Here is a 25,940-nt window from a genome sequence, read left to right on the forward strand (position 1 = left end):
ACAACGTTGCGTTTAAATTTTATTCGATTATGAAAACAACTCGAAATACGACCGCCAAAACGACCATTTTAGAAATTATAAAAAATTCTGAAGTCGCTTTATCGCATACTGAGATTCAGGCTTTAAGCCAAAATATTTGTGACCGCGTTACTATTTACAGGGTTTTAGATCGTTTGGTAACTGAAGATGTGATTCATAAAATTGTAAATTTAGACGGAACAATTAAATATGCGAGTTGCCATCACCTTCACGATACTGCTCCGCATTGCCACAATCATATTCATTTCAGTTGCGAAAAATGCCACTTGGTAACTTGCTTAGAGCATGTTGAGCCTACTTTTGATCTACCACCCAATTATCAGGTTAATGAAGTCAATTTTACCCTTTCTGGTTTGTGCCCGAATTGTTTATAGAAAGAAAAATTGTTTTAGACTAGACTAAAAAATATTTTTGGTATTCTTTTTGTGTATATTTGTCGCTGAAGTTATGTTGCAATTTTAATTGTTAAATAATTTTAGCAACACATTTTATTTTCTACATCGTTATAAGATGTAGGGAAAATATCCAAAATAATACTATGACCTTTTCAGAAGAAAATTATCTCAAGACCATTTACCACCTTATGGCAGTGTCGGATGCTGGTATTAGCACCAACGCCATTGCTGAAAAAATGGAAACAAAAGCATCATCTGTTACCGATATGCTTAAGAAACTTGCCGAAAAAGAGTTGGTTAACTACGTGAAATACCAAGGGGTATCTCTTACCGAAAAAGGACAATTAGCAGCCAAAATGATTGTTAGAAAGCACCGTCTTTGGGAAACTTTTTTAGTCGAAAAACTAGATTTTTCATGGGATGAAGTGCACGATCTTGCAGAACAACTGGAGCATATTAAATCAGAAAAATTGATCAATAAATTGGATGATTTTTTAGGAAATCCGACAGAGGATCCTCATGGAGATGCTATTCCCGATGCTAATGGAAGAATTACAAAAATAGAAAAACAGCTACTTTCAGAAATGGATAAAAACCGAGTAGGAATTTGTGTGGGAGTCAAAGACACTTCTTCTGATTTTCTAAAGTATTTAGACAAGCAAGAAATCGCTTTGGGTTCTCACATTGAGATTATCGAAAAGGAAAGCTTTGATTCCTCTTTTAGAATTCGGGTGGAGACCAAAGAAATAACGATTTCACATAAAATAGCCAGTAATCTATATATCAAGTAATTATGTATCAATCAATTGTTGATTATTTCACGAGTATCGACCCAATTTTAGCCGCTTTGTATGCGAGTTTGTTCACTTGGTTTCTTACCGCTTTAGGAGCTTCTTTTGTTTTTATGTTTAAAACCATGAATAGAACCGTTCTCGATGGAATGCTCGGGTTTACAGGCGGGGTAATGGTTGCAGCAAGTTTCTGGAGTTTATTGGCCCCAGCCATAGAAATGACGGGCGGTGAAGGTTTTGAAAAAGTTATTCCTGCCGCTTTTGGATTTTTTCTTGGCGCGCTGTTCATTTTTGGAATAGACAAAGTATTGCCGCACCTTCATATCAATTTTAAAGTTTCAGAAGGTGTGAAATCTCCTTGGCAACGCACCACATTGTTAGTTTCGGCTATTACACTACACAATATTCCAGAAGGTTTGGCTGTTGGAGTTCTTTTTGGAGGTGTCGCTGCTGGAATTCCTGAAGCTTCTATTGCTGGGGCCGTCACTTTAGCGATTGGTATAGGAATTCAGAATTTTCCGGAAGGAATTGCGGTCGCTATGCCGTTGCGACGCATGGGAATGAGTAGGTGGAAAAGCTTTATGTACGGACAATCTTCCGCATTGGTAGAACCAGTTGCGGCGGTTTTAGGGGCTTTTGCAGTTACGTTTTTTACGCCAATCTTGCCGTATGCATTGGCTTTTGCTGCAGGAGCCATGATTTTTGTAGTGGTTGAAGAAGTAATCCCAGAAACACAACAAGATAAAAACACGGATATCGCCACGCTTGGATTCGTTGGTGGGTTCATTGTGATGATGGTGTTGGATGTTGCTTTAGGCTAGAAATCTTTTTTTTAAGATTCTCAGTAAAAGAAAGCGTAGTTTTATATTTCAAAAACTGCCTATGAAAAAGTCAATACGATTCTTTTTTATCCTTATCGGTACTTTTGCTTTGGCGCAAAGCCCGAAAGATCAAAAGATCAATTATGTAACTATAGATCAAAAAGTGTGTTCCAATCAAAAAGATTTTCAATTAGTTTTAAAATCGATTGTTACTGACTCCCGTTGTCCGGAAGGGCTAACTTGCATTTGGGCTGGAGAAGTCACCGCGATTGTTTCGGTGTATAAAGATTCAAAATTAATTGAAGATGCAACGTTGCTATTTGCAATGAAAAATGAAAAAGAAAATAAAGAGTGGTTTGCTAAGTACTTACCAAGGAAACAGAAGAAGATAAAAACCATGCAGGTATTGCCGTATCCTAAAGAAGGAAAGAAAATTAATTCCAAAGAGTATTGCCTAAAAATTGGCTATTATAAACAGGATTAACTGCAACCACAATCGCCACTTCCACAATTTTTGTCCGATTTTTTCTTTTTGAAAAAGAATTTTTTAATCAGAAAAGCGAGTGCGACTGCTAGTGCGGCAAAGGCTATAATTTCTTGAATATCCATACTGTAAAAATAAGAAAAAGCAACCGGTATCGGTTGCTTTTTTGAGTTAAACTAATGACAATATTTTATAATTGTGCCATAATTCCAAAGTTGATTCCAAAAGGTTGTCCTGGTCTTAATCCGGCAGGAACTCTTGAAACGGCATATTCCTTATCCAACAAATTGATTATATTTCCCATTAAGCTAATGTGCTGGTTTAGGTTGTATTTTGCTGAAAAATCGATAATGAAATTAGAAGCCACTCTGATGTTTGCTGGAATAGTTCCAACGCCAGCTTCTGTTCTAAAAGCATCTACGTATTTTCCGCTAAGGGCAAAATTGAATTTCTCCGTTTCAAATGCGGTTGTTATAGCCAACTGATTTTTGGCGATGTATGGAATTTCATCACCGCTTTCTACAGTTCCCCAAATGGTGCTGTTGAAATTGTTTTTCAATTCTGTATCCGTCAAAGTATAGGAAACAGTAACAGGTACTTTAAAGCCTTTTTCTCGGTTGTTAATTACCTCATAGGTAGCCAATATTTCAATTCCTTTTACGATCGCTTCTCCAGCATTGAAGAGATCTCCAGTTCCAGCTCCTCCTCCTGACATCGAATCCGATCCTTGAAGGTTTGAAAAATTATTGTAATATCCTATAATCTCGCCTTGCAATGCGTTTTTGTTAAAACGGAAACCCAATTCTGTATTTAAACTGTTTTCAGCATCTTCTCCTGCAGATACACCAGGAGGCGAAAATCCTTTGTGAACACTTGTAAATAAGTTGTAATCATCATTTATTTTGTACAATATCCCCATTCCTGGAATCCATACATTGATGTTGTTATTTGCTTTTGCTAAGGTAGTTCCAACTCTATTAATATCATTTGTACCGTAATTTAGTGAATTTAATTTGATATCTTCATAACGAATTCCTGGAGTAAAAGTAAATCTATCAATGTTCAAATTATAAAGTATATGAGCTGCAATAGCTTCTGCTTTTGTGATTCTATTTGCGTCAGTTCCAGGAGTTCCGTTGCTGGTTCTGTTCATTACCCCATTTTGAATGGCATATCCATCAACCCATTGAAAGCGATCTTCATAATCCTCATGGTAGCGAATACCAAAATCAATATCGTGTTTCGCTTTTCCAGTTTCAAAAGTATAGTTTCCAACGGTTTGAATCCCTTTTGCTTGATACTTACGGTTATTGGCTTTTACTAATAAGGCGTTGTCAATTGTGTTGTCAGCTCCCGTTATGGCGCGGTATTCTGCATTGTATCTTTCGGGATCCGTAAGAATGTTATTGATGCTTATTTTGGATGTCCCTAGTTTTAATGCGTCTAATTTATACCAATTTCTTTTGAAGTCGTTTTGATACGCTTTGGTTGTTATACTAAAGTTTTTAAAAGGCTTGATAAAGTGAGTCAACATAATTTGACTGTGTTCTGTATCGATAAAATCTTCATTAGAACCTACATATCTTCGATAAGCATCCTTAGCATAATCTTCATCGGTTAAACCAAGATAGGTTTCGTTAGCCAAGTCTTCACTATATTGAATTTTAGCGGTCAAAGATTGATACACTTTAGCATCAGCATCAGTATTAATTCTGAATTTTGCCACGTAATCATTGGCCTGAAAACCTGTATTTCGGGAGCTATTGTCAATTTTTTTAAATCCATCTGAATTTCGGTTGTTGTATTCTAATACGTAACCAAAATTTTTATGTTCATCACCGATATTTACGTAGGTCTTCTTAGTGTTAAAGCTTCCTATGCTGGCGATGACGCGTCCAGAAAAACGGTTTGGAATTTGCGTTGAAACCATATTAATCGCACCACCTGTAGTATATGGTCCGTATTGAATCTGGCTGCCCCCTTTTAATATCTCAAAGGATTGCATTCTGCTTACGGTTGGGAAATAATACGCTGCTGGAGCAGCATAGGGTGCTGGTGCAATAAGAATCCCATCTTCCATCAAAGTGATTTTCTCGCTTCGATTAGGGCTAGTACCCCTCATACCGATGTTTGGTCGCAATCCAAAACCGTCTTCTTCCTGAATTGTAACGCCGGGAACTGTTCTTAGAATTCGGGAAACATCGTCGTAGTTGAAGGTTTTTAATTCTTTTGGAGAAATAAAATAAGTTGAGCCTGCTTTGTTTTTAGCTTTGAACTTACTTCCTATAATAGCATCAGTGGTAATGATAACTTCTTTTAAACTTTCAATGCTGTCTTTTTGGGTTTTAGAAAGTTTTTTTTCTTGCGCAAACATAACGGATGTAACTAATAAAGAAGCTACAATTAAATTATTTTTCATTTTTATTTAGATTGATTCTACGGTGCAAAAGTAAAGCACAAATCTTATTTAGACAAATTAAAAATAATGAATTTATTATATTTAACGTTTGTTGACCGGTTAGGTGTTCTACTATGGGTCAATTATTTCAAAATCTGATAGGCGATGAGAGCGACTACATAAGCAAAACCTGACATGAAAATTAATTGTCCTACAGGCCATTTCCAAGAATTGGTTTCTTTTTTAGTGATGGCAAGTGTACTGGCACATTGCAGGGCAAAAGCATAAAACAACAACAAGGATATTCCTGATGCGAAATTGAAAATTTTCTCTCCAGTAACTGGATTGACCTCGGCAGCCATTTTATTTTTTATTGTTACCTCATTATCACTTCCTCCAACGCTGTAAATTGTTGCTAATGTGCCTACAAAAACCTCTCTTGCTGCAAAGGAGCTTATGATTGCAATTCCTATTTTCCAATCGTATCCTAACGGTGAAATAGCAGGTTCAATTGCTTTTCCCATGATACCAATGTATGAGTTTTCTAACTTTTGCGAAGCGACAGCATTTTCAAAATCGGCTGGCGGCAGTGGCTTGTTTTGGTTTTTTTCAATAACAATTTTTTCTGCATTGTTAAATTTCGCTCCCGGGCCATAAGAAGCTAGAAACCATAATACGATAGAAATGGCAAGAATAATTTTTCCTGCACCATAAATGAAGGCTTTGGTTTTTTCTATCACATTGATTCCTACATTCTTGAAAAGCGGTAATTTATAATTGGGCATTTCAACTACAAAGTATGTTTTCCTTTTGATTTTCAGAATTTTATTTAAAATATAAGCGGAAAAAATTGCCATTCCAAAACCCAGTAAATACAACAACATCAAAGTCATTCCTTGCATGTTCAAAAATCCAAAAATACGATTGTCAGGAATTACTAATGCAATAATAATGGCGTAAACGGGTAATCTAGCAGAACAGGTGGTAAAAGGAGTTACTAAAATAGTTATTAAACGTTCTTTCCAGTTTTCAATATTTCTGGTCGCCATTATCGCTGGAATAGCGCAGGCTGTGCCTGAAATAAGTGGTACAACACTTTTACCGGATAAACCAAATTTTCGCATAATTTTATCCATTAGGAACACCACACGGCTCATATAACCGCTTTCTTCGAGTATCGAAATAAACATAAACAAGAAGGCAATTTGTGGAATGAATATCAAAATCCCTCCAATTCCTGGGATAATTCCCTGCGAAATTAAGTTGGTTAAAACACCGGCTGGTAATTTTTCGGCGGCTATTGTGCTCAATGATGCGAAAGTACTGTCGATAAAATCCATTGGAATTTTAGACCATTCAAAAATAGATTGGAAAATAACAAATAAGATTAGAAAAAAGATCACATATCCCCAGACTTTATGGGTTAGCACACGATCTAATCTGCTGCGGTAATCTCTAGCAACGGAGGCATCAATTTTCAATCCTTCTTTTAGAACATCATTGATAAATTGATAGCGTTTTATAGTTTCTTTTTGTTGGAGTCGCTTTAAATCGGAATGTGATTTAGTAAAAGAACTTCTAATTTCATTTCGTTCTAAATTCAGGAAGTTGACGTCCTGCGTAATAACCAACCACAACTTGTACAGCAGTTGATTTGGAAATGCTTTGCGCAAACTATTGAAGTAATCTGGGTCGATTACGGAGGCACTCAAACAAGGTTCGTTTGAAATGGTTCGGTAACTGATAATCAATTTTTTCAGTTCGTCAATTCCGTATCCTTTTCTGGAACTAATTAGCGCAATCTTGGTTTTTAAATGATCTTCCAGATACGGAATATCCAATGTGATCCCTTTGAACTTCATTCTATCTGCCATATTGATGACTAGGATAGTTGGAATTTCGAGGTCTTTTATTTGGGTAAAAAGTAATAAATTCCGTTTTAAATTTTCCACATCGGTAACAACAAGTGCTACATCAGGATACAATTTGTCATTTTTGTTGAGCAATAATTCAATGACTACATTTTCATCAATTGAACTGGCGTTTAAGCTGTATGTTCCGGGTAGATCCAGAATATTCGCCTTGATATTGTTAGGTAATTTGCAAAAACCAATCTTTTTTTCAACCGTAATTCCAGGATAATTCCCCACTTGTTGATTCAATCCAGTGAGCTGATTAAAGACAGAAGTTTTACCCACATTAGGATTTCCAATTAAAGCGACGTTGATGTTTTGTTTGCTTACCATAAGTTGGTTTTTATAATATCAACTTCAATTTCTTTTGCAGTTTCTACCCGAATGGCCACATGTGATCCATTAATGTTCAAATACAAAGGATCTCCAAAAGGAGCAATTTGAAGTAATTCTACTAAATTCCCAGGCAAGCATCCCATTTCTAATAATTTTAAAGGAACGGCATCGATGTCAAAGTCTTTTATAATGGCTTTTTCACCTTTTTTGAGAGAATGGATCGTTGTTTGCAAAACTTATTTAGATTGAATTAAGATTGCAAAAATACACATTTTAAAACAAACACAAATGATATATGTCACATTTATACGGTTATTAAAGCAAATGAATCAAGCTTAAAATAAAGGGGTTTTCATTACAAAAACCGAGTTCAAGGATAGCTATTGTGGCACTAGGCTATTCGTTACTCAAAAAAGTAATGTCCGCAATTAATCGTTTCATATCCTCTTTGTTTGTTCCGTCATAAAAACCACGAACTCTCCTTTTAGTGTCTACTAAAACAAAGTTTTCGGTGTGAACCATATCGTACAGTTCGCTCGGTTTCCCCAGTTTTACAGCTAAATAAGATTTCCTAGCCATGGTATAAATTTCTTTTTTGTCGCCAGTTACTAAGTTCCATTTGGATGCATCAACTTTATACTTCTTGGCGTACGCCTTCAAAACTGGAACGCTATCCGTTTCTGGAAAAACAGTATGTGAAAGTAATTTTACTTTTGGATTATGGGTAAAAGCAGTTTGGATTTCAGACAAATTAGTCGACATTTTGGGACAAATCGATCCGCAAGTGGTAAAGAAAAAATCAGCTACATATATTTTTCCTTCATAATCTTTTTGGGTAATGGTTTTTCCATTTTGATTGATAAAGGAAAAATCAGCAATAGTGTGGTACTTGCTTTTGTACTGAACAGTACTATCTACTAATTCCGGATTTACATCTGCGGGATTGTAAATGGGAAGTGTTTTTTTTGGCTTTAAAGCCGAATAAAATAAAGTCAAAACAATGATTGAAAAAACAATGAAAACGCCTAAAAAAAGACGGTATTTTTTTAAAAACTCGGACATGGTACTATTTTGATGCAAAAATACGAAAACGGGATTTATTTTTAATTCAAATTAACACAATCTTATTGTGTCTAAAGTACATAACTAATCGCTTTTTTATTAATAGCTTTGTGAGGATAACTAAATAATTTAAAATAATGAAGAAAATAAGTAATAAACAGTTACTTTTTGTGATTCCCGCAATTATGGGTTTTGCAATAAGTGAAGCTCAGACCACGCCAGCTGCAAAAGAACCGGGTATTAATGTAATGAACATTGATAAAAAGGTGAAGCCAAGCGATGACTTTTTTAGATACGTAAACGGCACGTGGTTGGACAAAACTGAAATCCCAAGTGATCGAACTTCATGGGGAAGTTTCAACGAATTATTGAAAAAAACGGATAAGGATGCGATGGATATCTTGAAAGAAGCATCTAGAAACCCAATCTATAATTCCACTACAGATCAAGGAAAAGCAATCAATCTTTTCAAATCAATTTTAGATACGGTTGCCAGAGACAAGCAGGGAATTGACCCTTTGAAACCATATTTGGCTAAAATTGACGCTATCAAAAATACCAAAGATTTGCAAAAAGTCTTAAGCGAAATGGAACCAGTCGGCGGTATTGGTTTTTTTGGAATTTATGTTGGAGCAGATGATAAGAACAGCAGTAAAAATTCGCTTTATGTAGGTACAGGGTCATTAGGATTACCGGATAAAGATTATTATTCAGCGGATGATAAAGATTCGAAAGAGAAACGCGAAAAATACGAATTGCATGTGGCCAAAATGCTGCAGTTCATTGGTGAAAACCCAACAAAAGCGAAGGAAAGTGCTCGTAAAATTGTAGCGTTGGAAACGGCAATGTCACAACCAAGATTGGACCGTGTGGAACAAAGGGACGGCAGATTACAATACAATCCAATGACCATTGCAGATTTGCAAAGAATAACACCAGCGCTGGATTGGAAGCAGTATTTTACAAGTATTGGTTTCACAAAGCTAGATACGGTGATTGTAAGTGAGCCGCGATATATGAAAGCTTTGCAAACTATTTTGGCACAAAATAAAGTTGAGGATTGGAAAGAATACATGAAGTGGACGTTGTTGCGAGGAGCATCTAGTCAGTTATCAACTAACATAGAAGTGGCTAATTTTGATTTTTATGGAAAAACATTAACTGGAGCCATCAAGCAAAGACCGCGTGAGGACCGTGCTTTACAAACCGTAAATAGTACTATTGGAGAAGCGCTAGGAAAATTATATGTAGAGAAAATGTTTCCGGCTGAAGCCAAAGTAAAAGCGGAAAAAATGATCAAAAATGTAGTTTTGGCTTACCAAAACAGAATAAATGATTTGTCTTGGATGTCAGCGCAAACGAAAGTGAAAGCAGTTGAGAAGCTAAATAAAATTGCCATTAAAATTGGATATCCGGATAAGTGGAAAGACTATTCCGCTTTGAAAATTGCTAGTACAGAAGAGGGCGGAAGCTATTTTGAAAATGTAAAAAATCTTTCTCGTTGGTCCTTTCAAGAAGACTTGGATAAACTGTACAAAGCAGTAGATAAAACAGAATGGGGAATGTCACCGCAAACGGTAAATGCATATTACAATCCCTCGTACAACGAAATTGTTTTCCCAGCCGCTATTTTACAACCACCATTCTACAATTATCAGGCGGATGAAGCGGTAAATTACGGCGGAATTGGCGCTGTCATTGGACATGAGATTTCTCATGGATTTGACGATTCTGGTGCGCGTTACAATGCAGATGGAAATCTTGTTGACTGGTGGACTGCCGAGGATTTAAAACAATTTACAACTTTAGGAACCGCTTTGGCAGACCAGTACAGTGCCCTAGAACCACTACCTGGAATTCATGTTGATGGGAAATTTACTTTGGGAGAAAATATAGGTGATTTAGGTGGTGTTAATGCCGCTTATGATGGTTTGCAAATGTATTTAAAGGCCAACGAAACGCCGGAATTAATTGATGGTTACACCCCAGAACAACGGTTCTTTATTTCTTGGGCAACGGTTTGGCGTACTAAAATGCGTGATGAAGCGATAAAAAACCAAGTAAAGACGGATCCACACTCTCCTGGAATGTACAGGGCGTATGTACCTGTGCAAAACGTAGATGCCTTTTATGATGCTTTTGACGTAAAATCAGGCGATGGAATGTACATTCAACCAGACAAACGAGTGAAAATTTGGTAGTAGTGTCAACGAGATTAATAAAAATCCCACTTGCTCTAAATGTTCGAGCAAATGGGATTTATTATGTCCATTAATCGATATTTGAACAACAAAATTTAACAAAAACTTTAATAATTTATTGATAGCTTTGTGAGGTTAACTAAAAAACTAAAAAAAATGAAGAAAAACAGCAATAAGCGACTGCTTTTTGTGATTCCCGCAATCATGGGTTTTGCGGTGAGTCAAGCGCAAACTACTCCTGCAGCTAAGGAACCAGGTATCAATGTAAATTACATGGATAAAAAGGTAAAACCAAGTAATGATTTCTTCCGTTATGTAAATGGAACTTGGTTGGATAATACAGCAATTCCAGCAGACAGAACCCGTTGGGGTAGCTTTGATGAATTACGTCAAAGAACCGATGCGGATGCATTGGCAATTTTAAAAGAAGCCACAACAAATCCAAGCTACAAATCGAATACCGATCAGGGTAAAGCAATTAACTTGTACAAATCGATATTAGATACTGTAGGAAGAAATAAGATGGGTATTGCTCCCTTGAAACCCTATCTTAAGAAAATTGACGCGGTTAAAAACGCTAAAGATTTAGAAGCCTTATTAATTGAAATGGAACCTATTGGCGGCATCGGATTTATGGGTGCTGGCGTAGGAACAGATGCGAAGAATAGCAGTAGAAATGTGATTAACTTAGGTCCTGGCGGCGTAGGTTTACCAGACAGAGATTATTATGTTTCTGATGATGCCGATTCTAAAGAGAAACGGGCAAAGTATGTTTTGCACGTGGCTAAAATGTTGCAATATCTGGGCGATAACCCAGCCGTTGCTAAAGTAAACGCAGAGAAAATTCTAGCTCTTGAAACTGAGATGTCGAAACCAAGGTTAGACAGAGTTGAGCGCAGAGACCGTCGTAAGTCATACAATCCTATGACATTGAGTGATTTGAGTAAATTAACTCCGTCAATCAATTGGAATAATTATTTCACAAAAATTGGTTTGGCTAAAGTAGATACCGTAATTGTATCGCAACCCAAATACATGACGGCGCTAGAAACTATTTTCAAAGAAAATAAAGTAGAAGACTGGAAAGCCTACATGCGTTGGAGTTTATTAAATAGAGCTTCTAGTCAACTGTCTACTGAGATTGAAAATGCCAACTGGGAATTTTACGGAAGAACATTAACCGGTGCAGTAAGTCAAAGACCACGTGACGAAAGAGCCTTGCAAACGATCAACGGAACGGTTGGAGAAGCCTTAGGTAAATTATATGTGGAGAAAAAATTTCCGGCTGAAGCCAAAGCCAAAGCGGAGAAAATGATCAAGAACATCTTCTTAGCTTTCGAAAACAGAATCAATAATTTGTCTTGGATGTCTGCAGAAACTAAAGTAAGTGCGCTTGCTAAATTGCATAAATCAAGAATTAAAATTGGATATCCTGACAAATGGAAAGATTATTCAGCTTTGACTATTAAAAGTCCAAAAGAAGGTGGAACCTATTTTGAGAATTCAAAAAGTATGGCTTTATGGCGTTTCAATGAAAATATAGCCGAATTGAATAAGCCAGTTGATAAGGAGAAATGGGGAATGTCTCCACAAACTGTAAATGCGTATTACAATCCATCTAACAATGAAATTGTATTCCCAGCTGCTATTTTACAACCGCCTTTTTACAATTACCAAGCAGATGAAGCCGTAAATTATGGTGGAATCGGTGGGGTTATTGGGCATGAAATATCACATGGTTTTGATGATTCAGGTTCCCGTTACAATGCGGAAGGCAACTTAGTAGACTGGTGGACTGCCGATGATTTGAAACAATTCTCAGCTTTGACTGGAGCACTTGCTGCTCAATACAGCGCTTTGGAACCAATACCTGGAACTTTCGTAGATGGTAAATTTACGTTAGGTGAAAATATTGGTGATTTAGGTGGAGTAAATGCGGCATACGATGGTTTACAATTGTACCTGAAAGAAAATGGTAATCCCGGATTAATTGACGGCTATACTCCAGAACAACGTTTCTTTATTTCTTGGTCGACTATCTGGCGTTCAAAAATGCGTGATGAAGCGTTGAAAAACCAGGTAAAAACAGATCCGCACTCTCCTGGAATGTATCGTGCTTATGTTCCTTTGCAAAATATAGATACGTTCTATAAAGCATTCGATATCAAAGCAAATGACGGCATGTACATTGCACCAGAAAAAAGAGTTAGAATCTGGTAATCAGTTTTAAAAATCTAATAAAAAATCCCATTCGGTCATTTGAGTCGAATGGGATTTTTGTTTTTATAGGGTTTCAGTACTCGTTTTACGGGCTTTTCGCAATGAATAATTAACCAAATACAATCCAAATAAAGTAACGCTTCCTCCTATTGCAATAGCTGCATTCAGGGTTTCCCCAAAGATTAAAGCGCCTAATAATACAGCTATAATTGGATTGATATAGGAATATACGGTGCTGATTGCTGCAGGTAAGTTTTGAAGGGCATAAATAAAAGCGATGAAAGTAAGAATAGAACCAAAGACTACCAAGTAGGCAATCGACCACCACGAAATCGCAGGAATTTCGCCTAAAGGCACGGCTATTCCGGTGGCACCAGTGTATGCAAAAACTAGAATACTGGATAGGAACATTTGTAAACCCAAACTAAAATAAGGATTAAAAGTGGCTGCTTTTTTCTTGGTATAAAGTGTTCCGAATGCCCAAGTCAAGGTGGAAATTATCGAAATTATAATCCCAAATCTGAAACTTGGAATTAAAAAGTCACTTAAATGGTCGTAAAAAATGACACAAACACCACTAAAGCTTATGATTAAACCAACAACGGACAGGCGAGACAGGCGTTCGCCTCTAAAAAAAGTGATGATGACAATCCATAAAGGAACAATTGCGCCAATAATGGCACCAAGACCACTGCTTATATATTTAACTCCCCAAGTGCTTAAACCGTTACTTAATACAAAATTAAGGATGCTTAAAATGATGATCGTTTTCCACTGCTTCCCTTTTGGCCAAGGTGCTTTTTTAAGTAGAAAATAGGCAATATAAAGGAAACCGCCAAGAAACTGTCTAATGGCTACAAGTTGCAAGGCAGGCATGTGTTTTACGCCTTCTTTGGAAGCAATCCAAGTGGTTCCCCAAAAAAAACTAACCCAGCACAAAGCCAATATAGGCAATCCAATAGCGCTAACTTTCGACGAAACAACATTCTTAATTTTAGTTCTCACGTTACAAATTTGGTTTTGCAAAAGTATACTTTAAAACCGTTTCTACACGACCACTTAAAATTATTTTTCCAACTGAATTAGTTGAAGAAGTAAACTTTGGCAAGGCCAAATTCAAATCAACGGCCATTTGTGTGTAATATTGCTCACGTGAGGGATGAAAGGGCGCCACCGCATTAAAAGTTTCATTCCAAGCATGCGTAGTTATAATTTTTTGAATGACACCAATGCAATCTTCTTGATGGATTAAATTTATAGGCGCATTAGGCTGGTCTAAATTTTCGCGCCCCGCCAGAAATTTTATGGGATGACGGTCATCGCCAATTAGACCTCCAAAACGCAATACTGTAGTTTTAAAATGGCTATTGTTTTGTAAAAGTTGTTCTGTTTGCAGTAATTGCTTGCCGCTTTCCGTATCTGGTTGAGGTACTGTTTCTTCTGATACAAGAGCAGGATAATCTCCGTAAACCGAAGTTGAACTTATAAAAATCACATTTTTAATTAGCGATCTCTCTATATACGGGATCATATTTTTAATCTTGGATACAAAATTTTCATTCTCTGAACCTCGAAGTTTTGGAGGAATATCTATAATCAGAATTTCAGAATTTTCTACAAAAGCAGTCACGTTTCCAATAGTTTCATTTTCTGAAAGCGCAATCAAGAAAGGCATGATTCCTTGATGTTCTAAAACTTTTAATTTATCCTCAGAGGTCGTTGATCCGCTTACTAAAAAGTTGTTTTGCAGTAAGGCTTTCGCCAAAGGCATACCCAACCAACCGCAACCCAGAATACTAATTTTTGTCATTATTACCTTTAATTATTGGATTGTTGGGCTGTCTTTTACAACTTTTGAAATAGGATTTACTGGAGTAGGATTTAAGCGATTGTCCACAATTACCGTACTTGGCTTTATTTTTTGTCTAATAACCACCGCATCGTTTAAAACAAAAGGAGTAGGCATCATCCAATTTTCTCTTTTAGTTATTTCAAATAATGGGTTTGACATTAAATCAAAAGAACTTTCTAGTAGCTCCATATCTACAATCGTTGAAGCATTACAACTAAATTGCATTTCTAAAGGTGCATTTCCAACCACATAATAACTCAATATTTTTTTTCCTTTACGCTCATACAATGAATTTTTCTGTCCTAAGGTACTTACTCCATTTGCTTTGAAATTATGAATGGTCATTTTTTCATTGGCAAAAATATCATACCGATTGACATTTCGATTTGGAGTAATTCGTATTTTCAAAAACCTTTGATTGCCTACCAATCGGTTTTCTAGGAATTCGATAGTCGGTTTTTGAAGCTCTTTTTTAGGGGCATTCGCAGCGTATGTAAACCCAGAATTGTATTTGCTGAATAACGGAATTTCATTTAAAGAGGACGCTTCTTTAGGATTTTCACCTAAGTAGCTTTTGTTCCAGGAATCCAGATTAGTATCATAAGTGGCCCAACTGGCCTTGTCCGTGTCCGCATTATAGACGTATAATAAACTGTTTGATTTCGCTTTACCAAATTCATAGCCGGATTCAGAATGTGCTTTCACAAAAAAGCCAATGGAAAGCACGAAAAATGTCAAAGCCCAGATTCCCTTTTTGGCGAAAGCCCCAAAAACGGGAAGCAATAAGCCAAAGGTCAAAACGGTAAGAATAGCACTTCCAAACAATACTTTAAGGCCTAAACCGATTGGGAACATTTGGATAAAAGGCGCTATGATTAGTAGCGCAGGAATACTTAAAAACAGATTTACTAGTTTATTCGTTTTTTGAGTCACAATAAAAATACCAAAAACAGAGAGGCCAAAGAAAATGGGAATAATCAAAAATCCTGCACCAGGTACTATAAACGCGACAATTCCGTTGATGATAATCCAAAGGAACAATGGGGCTACAAAGTGATTGATAGTTACCCTTCGTTGTGAAAAAAAATGATAAAAAGCCATGCTTATCGCTAAAGCAAGCAACACAAAAGCAGCAATATAAGCGTGCCCGTTATAGGTAAATCCGTTGAGTAAATCGTTGTACTGCGGATAGGCAATCCGTAAGCCTTTCCATCCATAAAAAGTGATTAGTCCGCTTAAAAGCAGGGAGCTAAAGAGAGGAATAAACCCTTTCCCAATTTCCCGTAAGGACAAAATGCGTTTGGCTCTTCCTAAAAACAATAGAAAAATAAATAAGACTAAGGCGAGCAGAACCATAGGTAAAACCCAGCTGAAGGGATAACTTATAAACGTGAAGGGAAGGGTGAAATAAACATAATCTTCGCTGGCTTGTGTAGCGTTTAAATTGGCATTTGAAAAATAATTTAACAATGGCATCAAGTAAGAACCTTGATGTGCTAAGGTGTTTTTGTTTAAATGATTGATGTCATCTTGTGCCGTATGATAATTAAAATGGTCATCTATAAAAGCGAAATTATAGCCTTGGATATTACCTTGTTCTCTAAACACGGTTAAATCAGTATCGTTGGGTAGCATCTTGTAAATGCTGTACATTAGCGAGTTTGAGACTGGAAAAGTAGCCTTTGCCGCAGCGAACTCTTTGACTAATCCTGCATTTCCTTTGTTGGTTTCCATCAGCATGTAACTTGGTCCAGAAGAACCACGTGCTTCAAAATTCAGAACTAAACCTATTTCCTTTGCCCATTGATGTTGCGTCACAAAGAGAGCAGCACCATTTAACCCTAATTCTTCAGCATCCGAAAATAGAATAATGATGTCGTTTTTATGTGGAGTTTTATTGTACAAAAAGGCGCGAACACTTTCTAAAATGGTTGCAACACCTGAGCCAGCATCACTTGCGCCTGGTGAGTAGGAATGAGGAGCGCTATCATAATGGGAAAGTAATAATAAGGCTTTGGAATTATTGGAGCCTTTTATGCGAGCCAAAATATTTTTGGACTTAACGAGATTACCCCAGTCGCTGAGCGTATATCCTTCCTGAATGGAAGTTTGTAATCCTAACTTCTTGAGCTCTCTAACGAGATAGTTGGCGACGACTTCGTGATTTTGTAAACCCACATAATGCGGTTTATTTGAAATAGCTGCTACTAGGTTCGTGGCCCTTTTAGTCGAAAAATCAGTAAGAGAACCTTCTTTGTCAGATGTCCATTGTGGCAGCATCGTAAAGAATAGCAGCCCCAGAATTAGGGAAATGAACAGAACGACGAAAATGGAGGAAAAATCTTTTTTCATTTTGGTGGGGTAGATTTTGGAATTATAACATTAAATATCTTTTTTGACTAGCATATAGAAATCATTATCCAAAACCATGTACCCTTGATCGTAGAGAAAATAATACGTGTTCCCTGTTTTGGTTTGTAGGATATTAGTAAAAAACTGAAAATCAAATCCTTTACTAAAAAGTTTTGCTTTCGTAGTTTTTGATTTTCCTTCGGTATTTAGTTCAGATAGAATGCGGTAATTTTTGCGCAGCTTATTGTTGATGTTGCGCATAAAATTTGTGCTGTCTTTATTTATTTTATTATTGTAGGCATTGCGGCAACCGTCGGTGCAAAACTTTTTGTCTTCGCGGCCTACAATTTTCTCTCCGCATTCTAAGCAGGTTTTCATAGATTTATTTTTTTGATGTCGTACAAATCAGTTCTGCGGTCTTTTAGAATTCGAACGCTTCCATGCTCGTGAAGTTCTTTTAGCAAATCCAAATCTACATCTACGATCAGCGTCATCTCGGTATTTGGAGTAGCTTCGGCTTTGATTCCATTGCTTGGAAAAGCAAAATCAGAAGGGGTAAATACGGCTGATTGTGCATATTGAATGTCCATGTTGTTCACCTTAGGGAGATTCCCTACACAGCCAGCTATAGCTACATAACATTCGTTCTCTATGGCTCTGGCTTGTGCGCAATGCTTGACTCTGGTATAGGCGTTTTGAGTGTCTGTCAAGAAGGGAACGAATAAAATATTCATGCCCTCATCAGCCATTAATCTGGATAGTTCAGGAAATTCCACATCATAGCAAATCATAATGCCTATTTTTCCACAGTCGGTGTCAAACGTCTTGATTTGCGATCCACCCGTCATTCCCCAATGTTGTACTTCATTTGGAGTCACATGAATTTTGGCATACATCTCTGATGTTCCATCTCTTTTGCATAGAAAACCTACATTGTATAGCGTGCCCTTTTCTAAATATGGCATGCTTCCAGTGATGATGTTAATATTATACGAAATGGCTAATTCTTGAAAGCGTTTGCGGATTGGTTCTGAATGTTTGGCTAGTTCTCGTATTGCTTCTGCCTCAGATAAATGGTTGTAATCGGCCATTAAAGGCGCGGCAAAAAGTTCTGGAAACAATGCAAAATCACTACCGTAACCAGAAACGACATCTACAAAAAATTCACATTGTTCGAATAAAGCTTCCAGATTATTCAATTGACGCATTTGCCATTGAACTAACCCCAATCGGATAACACTTTTTTCGAGGTTGATCAATTTGGGACTTTCATCATAATAAATGTTGTTCCATTCTAGTAAAACCGCAAATTCCTTAGAGTCGGTATCGCCTTCTAGATAATTTTTCATTACCCTGATTACGTGGAAATCGTTACTCAACTGGAACGAAAGAACGGGATCATGTAATTCTTTTCTTTTTACTTTTTCAATATAATTCTTGGGAGTGAGTGTATCCGAATGTTGACCGTAATTAGGAATCCTTCCAGCAAAGACGATGGCTTTCAGATTCAGTTGTTCACATAATTCTTTTCGGGCGTCATACAATCGTCTTCCCAGACGCAGTCCTCTGTAATTAGGGTGAATAAAAACGTCTATACCATATAAAACATCTGCTTTTGAATTGTGTGTCGAAAAAGTATATTTTCCAGTTATATCTGAATAATTATGATTTTTGTCGACTAAACTTTCATCAACAATTAGGGATAATGCAGAACCTACTACTTTTCCATCTACTAAAATTACTAACTGCCCTTCTGGGAAAATGCTTAATAATTTTTCTATATGGTGTTCTCTCCAGTAGGAACCAACCATTTCTGGATATGATTCTACCATAGATTTTTTTAGTTCTTTGTAGTCATCAATTTTCAGATTTCGTAATTCTACCTTGTTTATTTTGGCTTGCATAATAATGTGATTTATAACAAATATAACTAAATTATTCCATTTACAAACGGTTACAAATAGTTACAACCGAAAGTAAATAGTTAGCAACCGAATAAAGATTTGAACCTGTTGCATCTTTGCCCTGTTGATTCGAAAGAACGTTTTAACAAAATAACTATAAACACTAATATATAAATTTACACGCCATGAAAAACAAAGTACAATTAATCGGAAGAGTAGGTCAAGATCCTGAAGTAAAAACTTTAGAAGGAGGAAAAAAATTAGCAACTGTTAGCATAGCCACAAATGATGTCTATTATAAAGAGAACGGCGATAAAGTAGAACAAACGGAATGGCATCGGGTTACTGCTTGGGGGAAAACAGCTGATATTATTGAAAAATATGTGACTAAGGGGAAGGAAATAGGTATCGAAGGAAAACTAACCCACAGAAGTTATGACGATAAAAACGGCGAAAAACGCTATGTAACTGAAATCGTTGCCAATGAGGTGTTGCTTTTAGGAAAATAGATTATTTTTAAAAGGCACGAATTTCTGTATAAGAAGTTCGTGCCTTTTTTTTTGATCCATTAGGGGTCTGAAAAGTTTTTTAAAAAATATCTTTTGCCGCTCTATAGGTATTGGCGTGCGCTTCAATAATCGTTTTTATATCAGGAGAGTAGCCACCACCCATAGAAACTTGTACAGGAATTTGGTGTTTTGAGCAAAGTTCAAAAACCAGTTCATCTCTTTTTTTACAGCCCTCCACGGAGCAGCCTAGCTTTCCTAATTTATCCGTAGCTAGAATATCAACTCCCGCTAAATAAAAGATAAAATCGGGCTTTTGGGTCGCTATTAATTTCGGAATTACACTTGCAATGGTATGGAGGAATTCCTCATCCGTTGTCCCATCGTTGAAAGCAATATCTAAATTAGAGGTTTCTTTTTTGAAAGGATAATTGGTTTTACCATGCGTAGAAAAGGTAAAGACATGCGGATTGTTCTGAAAAATGGCAGCCGATCCATTGCCTTGATGCACGTCTAAGTCGATAATTAAAATTTTCTTAGCCATGTTGTGGTCTAGTAAAAACTGAGCAGCAATGGCTTGATCATTGAGCAAACAAAAAGCTTCTCCATGAGTAGCGTACGCATGATGTGTTCCACCTGCTATATTAAAAGACACTTTTGTGTCAAATGATTTTTGAGCACCAGTAATAGTTCCTTGGGCGATTACTAGTTCGCGTTGCACTAGTTCTTTAGAAAGTGGAAATCCAATTTTTCTTGCTGCTTTTGCATTTAGGGCCAGATGCAGCAAATCATTAACATAATCTGGTTTGTGAATGGCTAAAACAGAATCTAAATCACATAGTTCAGGTTCAAAAAAATCAGATGGTGAAGCGGTTCCTTCGTACACTAATTGTTGTGGTAGCAATTCATATTTCAACATGGGAAAGCGATGTCCTTCTGGCAACGGATGCTGGTATATGGGATGAAAAGCTATCGGAAACATAAAAAAGATTATTTTATTAAAGTTCAATCTTCAACGCTGGTGTCAAAAAAACGGGGTGTATAGGAACTTTTAAAAGTTAGTTTGGCAGCGTTTTCTATCCTATTTTTTACTGATTCATTAACTCTTGGAAACAATCCACAAATTGACCTACATGGAAACCGTCCATCAAGGCATGATGCACATGAACAGACATTGCCATGGTTCTTTTTCCGTTATCAGCAATTTTCATTTTTCCAAAAGAGATTTTAGGACAACTATCTGGAAATGTATAACTACGGGCATGTGATAACGAGCTAAAATCCAGCCAAGGAATCGCCGAAAAGTGAATGACATTATCATCGTCAAAGTTTCGAGTAAAAAGTCCAGTCGTGGTCTGTATTCGTTCGATTTCTTTGGTGCTACTTGCTGCGAAAACTGAAAAATCAGAATTGTATTCCATTAAAGAAAATCCAAAACTGCCATCTTCACGGCCAATGGTGGCCGAAGCATTAATTTGATCACAAACGTATATTTGATCATCAGCAATTCGATACCGAAATGATTCAATTGTGTTTACTGCTCTTAAGGTATGGTATAAATAATAAGTGAAAAAGGAGGTCTTTAAGATTTTTGCTGAAGCATAAGCTTTGGTACAATCAATTTCGACGGTGGCACCAAAAAAAGGTTCTTCAAATTGTTTAAAGAATTGAAAATGTTCTTTTCTGTTCCAATTTTCTAGGTCTAAAAGTGTTCTCAAGAGGATAGGATTTTAATTTTTTCAAAAGTACTTCTAATCTTCCTAAACCAGAAATTCATTTCAAGAACTTTTTTTAAATCTAAAAATGTAAAATAGGATTTTACTAAAATATAAATTACGTACAAAAAAGCCCTAAAAGAAAATTCCTTTAGGGCTTTTTGTTGTAACAAAAAAGTAAATTATTTCACTGTGAAAGTAACTCTTCTAACCAGTTTTCTAGCACTTTCAGAATCTTTGTTTACTGAAGTGTCTTCACCAGCAGCAATTACATTTAATCTTGATGCATCAATATTAGCTTTTACTAACGTGTTTTTAACATTTTTAGCTCTTGCATTAGATAATTTGTCATTGTAAGCCGATCTTCCTAATTCGTCAGCATGACCAATAATGTCAACTGAAGCGGAAGGATTGTTTCTCAAGTAGGTTAAGATAAAATCAGTTCCTTCTGTAGAAACATTAGTTGGAGTACTTTTGTTAAAGTCAAAATAAACAGCAACATAACCTCCATTAATTAAACTTTTAATTAGTTCGTTATCATAAACTACGGTACTGTCCCCAGTTTTGCTAGCATAATTCTTCAAGATGTAAGCTTCAGTCTCGTCTGGAACATTATTATTGTTTTTATCAATTGATCTTCCTTTGGTGTCAACCAGCGCCCCTTCAGTCGTATTTGCTTCTTGATCTAAATAATCAGCTACTCCATCTTTATCAGTGTCTAACATTGAAGTTTCAATGGCAGTAATTTTTTGTCTTAACTCTTCGATTTCTTTTTCATTGTCGATTACCCAGTCCGCATGTTTTTCGTTTTTACCTAAATAAACGGTTAAACCTACGGTACCGTTAAATAGGATTCCTTGAAAACCACGTGCTTCAGGCGTAAGGCTGGCTCCATCAAAAGCAGTTCCTTGGCTGAAATTAACAATCGTCGTAAAATCTCCGGTTAATGCCAATCTGTTGCTCAGTTTAATTTGTCCAGTTACACCAGTAATAAAGTTACCCATCTTGTCTTGGATGTCATTGTCTTTATTTCTTAACTGAGCATAACCAAAACCAGTATGGGATAACAAACCAATTGATTTAGTCCAAGTCTCAAAGTTCAATATTCTTCCTAAATTGGTAACGGCTTGTAAATTTGCTCTGTAATAATTTGTTTCGAAATCAATAGATTCTTTTTTTGCTTGGAAGCTATTGTATCCTACATCCGCTTTCAAACCAAATTTGTTGTTGAACATGTATCTAACGCCAAGATCTGCTACAAAAGCACTTGGTGTAGACGTAAAATAACCTGCAGTCATTGGTTGCTGTGGTTTGTTGACACCGCCCGCAAATTCAATAGACCATTTGTTATAATCCATTTCACTACTTTTTACAGGTTCAGTTTGTGCACTCATTGTACTAATAGTTGCACCAAAAGCTAGGCTAAGTATGATTTTTTTCATGTGGTAATTTTTTAATTTTTTTACAAAACTACAGCACATAGTTGGATGATAAATTTTAAAGCGTAAATTATATAACGATTCGTTTTAATTCTATAAAAACAGACTGTTTAGTATTTTTTTATAGAAGTTTTTGTCAGATTTTTGGTGATTTCAGTAGTTTTTTCAATTTCAGATCAATCGTCTTTTTGTATTCAAAAACCAGTTGAACGAAAGATTTTATTTCAAAATGGGGATAATGAACAAGCGTATAAAAGTTTATCTCCTTTAGTTTTGCTATTGAAAATACTTATTCCAATCGTTTTAAAACGTCTGTGATTTTTTCTAAAGCACTAAAATTGTCATGAACGACTTTATGATCAATTTTTTCATGTGCCCAAGTGGTGTGAAACGGAATATGTACGGCGTGTCCGCCAATGGCTAAAACCGGTAAAACATCCGATTTTAAAGAATTTCCAATCATAAAAAATTCGGATGGCTGTATCTCTAAACGTTTAATCAAATCCGTGTAATCTACTTCTTGCTTGTCTGACATTACCTCAATGTGATGAAAGTAATGCCCCAAACCAGAATTGTGTAATTTTCTTCGTTGGTCTAATAAATCACCTTTGGTGGCCACCACTAATTTATATTTTCCGTGTAATGCATCTAAAGTTTCTTCAACACCGTCTAATAATACAATTGGTTTCTCTAATAATTCCTTTCCGTATTGGATGATTTTTGCGATCATTTCAATTGGCAACGTATGATTAGAAATGGACATTGCAGCTTCAATCATGGAAAGAATATACCCTTTGATTCCGTAACCATATAATCGTAAATTATCAATTTCGACTTTAAAAAGTTCTTTAGAGATTCCTTGATTGGACAGGTAATCGCTCATTAAACTGCAGAATTTTTCTTCGGTTTCAGCAAAGTACGTTTCATTTATAAATAGAGTGTCGTCCGCATCAAAAGCGATTACTTTTATATTTTTCATATTATTTTTTTAATATCAAAGAGCAATGTTCTTTGTGTTTTTTACTATTGTTTTTATCAAAAGGGTTTTTAGTGTAAAAGGTAATTCGGATACCCAATAGCAAAATAAGACCACCAATAATCATATTTAAGTTGATTTTTTCATCTAGAAATACCCATGCCAAAAGGGAGGTGATAACTGCTTGACCTAACAAACTTAGCGAAACTCTAGTAGGTCGCATGTGTTGTGTCGCAAAACTAATAGAGAGCCATGCCATTAATTGACAAACCACTGCTTGAATGAGTAAAACGAACCATCCCAGATATGAAAAACCAGAAAAAGGTTCGTTCGTGAATACACAAACTATCGCTAAATATAGGGTGGATGCCAATAAACTAACGGTCATAAAGGAAAGTACATCTATTTGGGAAAGGGCTTTTTTACTTACTAGTAAATATATGGAATACAATACTCCTGATAATACCGCCAAAAGGAAAGCAGTATCAAAATCCACTTCTAGAAAAAACTGAAAACCTACTAACATTGCCATTCCAAACAAAGCCACTATCGTTCCAATCCAAAAATTAGTTGCCGGTTTAGTTTTTAAAAACACAAAGGAAATAATCCCCACCCAAAGCGGAGATAAATTGGTCAGTAAAGAAGCCTGAGTAGCACTAGAATGCTGAATGGCAATATTCCATACCGCCACATCCGAGGCGAATAATATGCCGCAAATCACAGCCAAAATCAAGTATTTTTTTTGAGGAAGTTTAAATTTTTTTGTAATAAGTACATAAGGTAAAAGCAACATTAGCGCGATGGCCATTCTGTAAAATGCAGAAATTAATCCAGGAGTAAGTTTGAGTTTTACTAATATTGGAAAAATAGAAATACAAAGTATTCCAAAAGCTAAAGCTAATCTTGGTTTTGTTGCTTTCATGTTTTTTATCTCATAAAACACAAAATGCCATGCAATAGTTTGGCAATGTGTATGTTGTCCGTTTTGTTTTATTAATCAGTAAATTTTCTAATGGTATATTCGGAAGTTTTATTATCGTAATACCCTAAATAGTATGTACTGTTCATTTTGAATAAAGTTTGTGATGAAACATTATTGTTTTTGTCAAAAAATGTCCGGATTTTATCAAATGCCAAAGGTTGTAAGTCACCTTCAAGATGATTTGCATCTTTATCAAATAGTCCTTCCACTTTTACTACTTTTCGGTTAGAATAGGAATTAAAACTTTCCATTGTGGGATTAAATGCTATTGCAGAAACTAAAGCACCAATCAAACCAAATTGACCTAAAGCAGCTTGCCCAGCGGATTGTTGAACTGCAGAAACTCCTCCAAAAACAATTAAAGTATTTTTATCAATGCTGTAACAAGTTAAACCCGAATTTAAATTATTTACTTTTCGAATAAATTGAGAAGTATTTTCCAAAACTCTTTTTCCACCTCCAAAATCTCCTCCTTCTTGGTAAATATCTGAGTTTTTAAAATCTAATGGTTTAGTGTCATCGGCAAAGTATTCCTTGATAATGTTGTCATTTAAGTCTTTAATCGTAAAATAAATTAAATCTGACGCGCTTTTCATTTGATATAATTTATTTTCAAAATAAAATGAATTTGAATTTAATCTATCAAATTCAGCTTTGGCTATTGCAGGTTTATTTACAATTTTTTCTTCGGCAGTGAAGTTCACTAAATCAACAATGACAACTTGAGTGAAAGCAACATTGGTATCAAATGTTATTATAAGTTGTTTGTCATTAAAATAACATTTCCTTTTTTTAGCTGCGTCTGTCAATGAAGTCGGATTTTCAACATTGATATTTTGTAAAGTAAAAGGAGCTTCAAAAGGAAGTAAATTAACACCAAACATGCCGTAAAGCGTTGTTTTAGCATATTGTGAAGTATAAAAATGAAAATTGCTTAAATCAATATTTTTTTCTTCATATTTCCCATCTTTATCAAAAATGTGAAATTTGAGCGTGTTTGTTTTTTTTACAACAGTTAAAATATAAAATTTCTCATTTTTGCTGAATTTCTGTAAAACTTTCTCGTCCTTAAAAACCAAAGTGTGCTGTCGTGTTTCAACTTTACGATTAGTAAAATCATACAATTGAGTGAACATTTCGTCGAAATCATTAGACGACCAAAATAATCTGGTATTTCCATTACTAAAATTATACCCAATCATATTGGTATAAGTTTTAGGATTAGGTCTTTCTGTAGAGATGCTATCAACAATATTCATTTTTTCATTAAGCTGAATAGCTGTTACTTTTATTTTGTCACTAACAAATAAAGTGACCTGTTTATTGCCATTGTTAACGGTCTGAAAAACATCACGATTTTTTTTTAATGCAAGTGGGGTTGCAATTACTAATTCTTGTGAAAATGATGCAAAGCCATGTAACACCACGAAAGTAAGAAGTAAATTTTTAAGCATATTAAATATTTGTTAGGGTTCTTTTTTTAGCTAATATCTTATTTTTTTGTTCAAAAAGTATAAATTTCAATAAAAAATATTTAGAAGAGTTATTTAAGAA

The 25,940-nt window shown here is 35.7% G+C and carries 23 protein-coding genes; 7 read left to right on the forward strand and 16 right to left on the reverse strand.

Annotated elements, in window-relative coordinates; translation table 11 throughout:
- Positions 1-29: 29 nt before the first annotated feature.
- The 4 genes from BLS90_RS09880 (at position 30) to BLS90_RS09895 (ending at position 2,530) form a co-directional block, all read left to right on the forward strand.
- Positions 30-413: a Fur family transcriptional regulator gene (locus BLS90_RS09880; RefSeq protein WP_091257478.1), complete on the forward strand. Its 384-nt coding sequence runs from the start codon at positions 30-32 to the stop codon at positions 411-413.
- A gap of 164 nt (positions 414-577) precedes the next feature.
- Positions 578-1,225: a metal-dependent transcriptional regulator gene (locus tag BLS90_RS09885; RefSeq protein ID WP_091257479.1), complete on the forward strand. Its 648-nt coding sequence runs from the start codon at positions 578-580 to the stop codon at positions 1,223-1,225.
- Positions 1,226-1,227: 2 nt separating this feature from the next.
- Positions 1,228-2,046 carry a ZIP family metal transporter gene (locus BLS90_RS09890; protein WP_073353233.1) on the forward strand — a complete coding sequence of 273 codons (819 nt, stop codon included), beginning with the start codon at positions 1,228-1,230 and terminating at the stop codon, positions 2,044-2,046.
- Between the two features lie 61 nt (positions 2,047-2,107).
- Positions 2,108-2,530 carry a hypothetical protein gene (locus BLS90_RS09895; protein ID WP_091257480.1) on the forward strand — a complete coding sequence of 141 codons (423 nt, stop codon included), beginning with the start codon at positions 2,108-2,110 and terminating at the stop codon, positions 2,528-2,530.
- On the opposite strand, the gene BLS90_RS09900 is transcribed toward BLS90_RS09895, so the two are convergent.
- The 5 genes from BLS90_RS09900 to BLS90_RS09920 all read right to left on the reverse strand — a co-directional run bounded on the left by BLS90_RS09900 (position 2,527) and on the right by BLS90_RS09920 (position 8,239).
- On the reverse strand, positions 2,527-2,655 hold the full coding sequence (locus BLS90_RS09900; protein WP_091257481.1) for a FeoB-associated Cys-rich membrane protein: 129 nt from the start codon (positions 2,653-2,655) through the stop codon (positions 2,527-2,529). The two genes, BLS90_RS09895 and BLS90_RS09900, sit on opposite strands and share 4 nt — an antisense overlap.
- A 65-nt stretch (positions 2,656-2,720) precedes the next feature.
- The gene (locus tag BLS90_RS09905; protein ID WP_091257482.1) at positions 2,721-4,949 is read right to left on the reverse strand and encodes a TonB-dependent receptor family protein; all 2,229 of its coding nucleotides are present in this window, start codon (positions 4,947-4,949) and stop codon (positions 2,721-2,723) included.
- Positions 4,950-5,071: 122 nt separating this feature from the next.
- Entirely contained in the window at positions 5,072-7,174 is a 2,103-nt protein-coding gene (gene feoB, locus BLS90_RS09910; protein ID WP_091257483.1) for a ferrous iron transport protein B, read from the reverse strand.
- Complete coding sequence (locus tag BLS90_RS09915; protein ID WP_073352424.1) at positions 7,168-7,410, reverse strand: FeoA family protein; 243 nt, start codon at positions 7,408-7,410, stop codon at positions 7,168-7,170. The genes feoB and BLS90_RS09915 overlap by 7 nt, the downstream gene beginning before the upstream one ends.
- Positions 7,411-7,573: 163 nt before the next feature.
- Positions 7,574-8,239 (reverse strand): SCO family protein, encoded by a 666-nt coding sequence (locus BLS90_RS09920; protein WP_091257484.1) that lies wholly within the window; start codon positions 8,237-8,239, stop codon positions 7,574-7,576.
- A 137-nt stretch (positions 8,240-8,376) separates the two neighbouring features.
- Here BLS90_RS09920 and BLS90_RS09925 point away from each other — a divergent pair, with 137 nt between their 5' ends.
- Together BLS90_RS09925 and BLS90_RS09930 are read left to right on the forward strand one after the other, a co-directional pair.
- The gene (locus tag BLS90_RS09925; protein ID WP_091257485.1) at positions 8,377-10,440 is read left to right on the forward strand and encodes a M13 family metallopeptidase; all 2,064 of its coding nucleotides are present in this window, start codon (positions 8,377-8,379) and stop codon (positions 10,438-10,440) included.
- A gap of 156 nt (positions 10,441-10,596) precedes the next feature.
- A complete protein-coding gene (locus BLS90_RS09930) occupies positions 10,597-12,660 on the forward strand; it encodes a M13 family metallopeptidase (protein ID WP_091257486.1) in 2,064 nt (687 codons plus the stop codon).
- Between the two features lie 63 nt (positions 12,661-12,723).
- Here BLS90_RS09930 and BLS90_RS09935 read toward each other — a convergent pair whose 3' ends face one another.
- From BLS90_RS09935 to BLS90_RS09955, 5 genes are all read right to left on the reverse strand, one after another.
- On the reverse strand, positions 12,724-13,665 hold the full coding sequence (locus tag BLS90_RS09935; protein WP_245705083.1) for a DMT family transporter: 942 nt from the start codon (positions 13,663-13,665) through the stop codon (positions 12,724-12,726).
- Between the two features lies 1 nt (position 13,666).
- Complete coding sequence (locus tag BLS90_RS09940) at positions 13,667-14,470, reverse strand: Rossmann-fold NAD(P)-binding domain-containing protein (RefSeq protein WP_091257487.1); 804 nt, start codon at positions 14,468-14,470, stop codon at positions 13,667-13,669.
- A gap of 12 nt (positions 14,471-14,482) precedes the next feature.
- Positions 14,483-16,792: a M28 family peptidase gene (locus tag BLS90_RS09945; RefSeq protein WP_091257488.1), complete on the reverse strand. Its 2,310-nt coding sequence runs from the start codon at positions 16,790-16,792 to the stop codon at positions 14,483-14,485.
- Between the two features lie 102 nt (positions 16,793-16,894).
- Positions 16,895-17,242, reverse strand: coding sequence for a hypothetical protein (locus BLS90_RS09950; RefSeq protein ID WP_091257489.1), 348 nt, complete (start codon positions 17,240-17,242; stop codon positions 16,895-16,897).
- On the reverse strand, positions 17,239-18,768 hold the full coding sequence (locus tag BLS90_RS09955; RefSeq protein WP_091257490.1) for a bifunctional GNAT family N-acetyltransferase/carbon-nitrogen hydrolase family protein: 1,530 nt from the start codon (positions 18,766-18,768) through the stop codon (positions 17,239-17,241). Before BLS90_RS09955 ends, BLS90_RS09950 begins: the two co-directional genes overlap by 4 nt.
- Positions 18,769-18,953: 185 nt before the next feature.
- Here BLS90_RS09955 and BLS90_RS09960 point away from each other — a divergent pair, with 185 nt between their 5' ends.
- A complete protein-coding gene (locus BLS90_RS09960; RefSeq protein ID WP_073352406.1) occupies positions 18,954-19,277 on the forward strand; it encodes a single-stranded DNA-binding protein in 324 nt (107 codons plus the stop codon).
- A 79-nt stretch (positions 19,278-19,356) separates the two neighbouring features.
- Here the strand turns inward: BLS90_RS09960 and BLS90_RS09965 are convergent, their stop codons facing one another.
- From BLS90_RS09965 to BLS90_RS09990, 6 genes are all read right to left on the reverse strand, one after another.
- Complete coding sequence (locus BLS90_RS09965) at positions 19,357-20,256, reverse strand: histone deacetylase family protein (RefSeq protein ID WP_091257491.1); 900 nt, start codon at positions 20,254-20,256, stop codon at positions 19,357-19,359.
- 106 nt (positions 20,257-20,362) lie between these two features.
- On the reverse strand, positions 20,363-20,992 hold the full coding sequence (locus BLS90_RS09970) for a chloramphenicol acetyltransferase (RefSeq protein WP_091257492.1): 630 nt from the start codon (positions 20,990-20,992) through the stop codon (positions 20,363-20,365).
- A 179-nt stretch (positions 20,993-21,171) separates the two neighbouring features.
- Positions 21,172-22,431 (reverse strand): OmpA family protein, encoded by a 1,260-nt coding sequence (locus BLS90_RS09975; protein ID WP_091257493.1) that lies wholly within the window; start codon positions 22,429-22,431, stop codon positions 21,172-21,174.
- Positions 22,432-22,717: 286 nt separating this feature from the next.
- Positions 22,718-23,407, reverse strand: a complete 690-nt coding sequence (locus tag BLS90_RS09980; protein ID WP_091257494.1) for an HAD family hydrolase — start codon at positions 23,405-23,407, stop codon at positions 22,718-22,720.
- A 1-nt stretch (position 23,408) separates the two neighbouring features.
- A complete protein-coding gene (locus tag BLS90_RS09985) occupies positions 23,409-24,326 on the reverse strand; it encodes a DMT family transporter (protein WP_091257495.1) in 918 nt (305 codons plus the stop codon).
- 71 nt (positions 24,327-24,397) lie between these two features.
- Positions 24,398-25,840 (reverse strand): hypothetical protein, encoded by a 1,443-nt coding sequence (locus BLS90_RS09990; protein WP_091257496.1) that lies wholly within the window; start codon positions 25,838-25,840, stop codon positions 24,398-24,400.
- Between the last annotated feature and the right edge of the window lie 100 nt (positions 25,841-25,940).

Source organism: Flavobacterium omnivorum, from assembly GCF_900099915.1.
Lineage (GTDB): Bacteria > Bacteroidota > Bacteroidia > Flavobacteriales > Flavobacteriaceae > Flavobacterium > Flavobacterium omnivorum.

Coding starts and splice junctions, on each gene's coding strand:
- BLS90_RS09880 (WP_091257478.1), top strand. CDS start 30: ATGAAAACAACTCGAAATACGACCGCCAAAACGACCATTTTAGAAATT.
- BLS90_RS09885 (WP_091257479.1), top strand. CDS start 578: ATGACCTTTTCAGAAGAAAATTATCTCAAGACCATTTACCACCTTATG.
- BLS90_RS09890 (WP_073353233.1), top strand. CDS start 1,228: ATGTATCAATCAATTGTTGATTATTTCACGAGTATCGACCCAATTTTA.
- BLS90_RS09895 (WP_091257480.1), top strand. CDS start 2,108: ATGAAAAAGTCAATACGATTCTTTTTTATCCTTATCGGTACTTTTGCT.
- BLS90_RS09900 (WP_091257481.1), bottom strand. CDS start 2,655: ATGGATATTCAAGAAATTATAGCCTTTGCCGCACTAGCAGTCGCACTC.
- BLS90_RS09905 (WP_091257482.1), bottom strand. CDS start 4,949: ATGAAAAATAATTTAATTGTAGCTTCTTTATTAGTTACATCCGTTATG.
- feoB (WP_091257483.1), bottom strand. CDS start 7,174: ATGGTAAGCAAACAAAACATCAACGTCGCTTTAATTGGAAATCCTAAT.
- BLS90_RS09920 (WP_091257484.1), bottom strand. CDS start 8,239: ATGTCCGAGTTTTTAAAAAAATACCGTCTTTTTTTAGGCGTTTTCATT.
- BLS90_RS09925 (WP_091257485.1), top strand. CDS start 8,377: ATGAAGAAAATAAGTAATAAACAGTTACTTTTTGTGATTCCCGCAATT.
- BLS90_RS09930 (WP_091257486.1), top strand. CDS start 10,597: ATGAAGAAAAACAGCAATAAGCGACTGCTTTTTGTGATTCCCGCAATC.
- BLS90_RS09940 (WP_091257487.1), bottom strand. CDS start 14,470: ATGACAAAAATTAGTATTCTGGGTTGCGGTTGGTTGGGTATGCCTTTG.
- BLS90_RS09945 (WP_091257488.1), bottom strand. CDS start 16,792: ATGCTGCCACAATGGACATCTGACAAAGAAGGTTCTCTTACTGATTTT.
- BLS90_RS09950 (WP_091257489.1), bottom strand. CDS start 17,242: ATGAAAACCTGCTTAGAATGCGGAGAGAAAATTGTAGGCCGCGAAGAC.
- BLS90_RS09955 (WP_091257490.1), bottom strand. CDS start 18,768: ATGCAAGCCAAAATAAACAAGGTAGAATTACGAAATCTGAAAATTGAT.
- BLS90_RS09960 (WP_073352406.1), top strand. CDS start 18,954: ATGAAAAACAAAGTACAATTAATCGGAAGAGTAGGTCAAGATCCTGAA.
- BLS90_RS09965 (WP_091257491.1), bottom strand. CDS start 20,256: ATGTTTCCGATAGCTTTTCATCCCATATACCAGCATCCGTTGCCAGAA.
- BLS90_RS09975 (WP_091257493.1), bottom strand. CDS start 22,431: ATGAAAAAAATCATACTTAGCCTAGCTTTTGGTGCAACTATTAGTACA.
- BLS90_RS09980 (WP_091257494.1), bottom strand. CDS start 23,407: ATGAAAAATATAAAAGTAATCGCTTTTGATGCGGACGACACTCTATTT.
- BLS90_RS09985 (WP_091257495.1), bottom strand. CDS start 24,326: ATGAAAGCAACAAAACCAAGATTAGCTTTAGCTTTTGGAATACTTTGT.
- BLS90_RS09990 (WP_091257496.1), bottom strand. CDS start 25,840: ATGCTTAAAAATTTACTTCTTACTTTCGTGGTGTTACATGGCTTTGCA.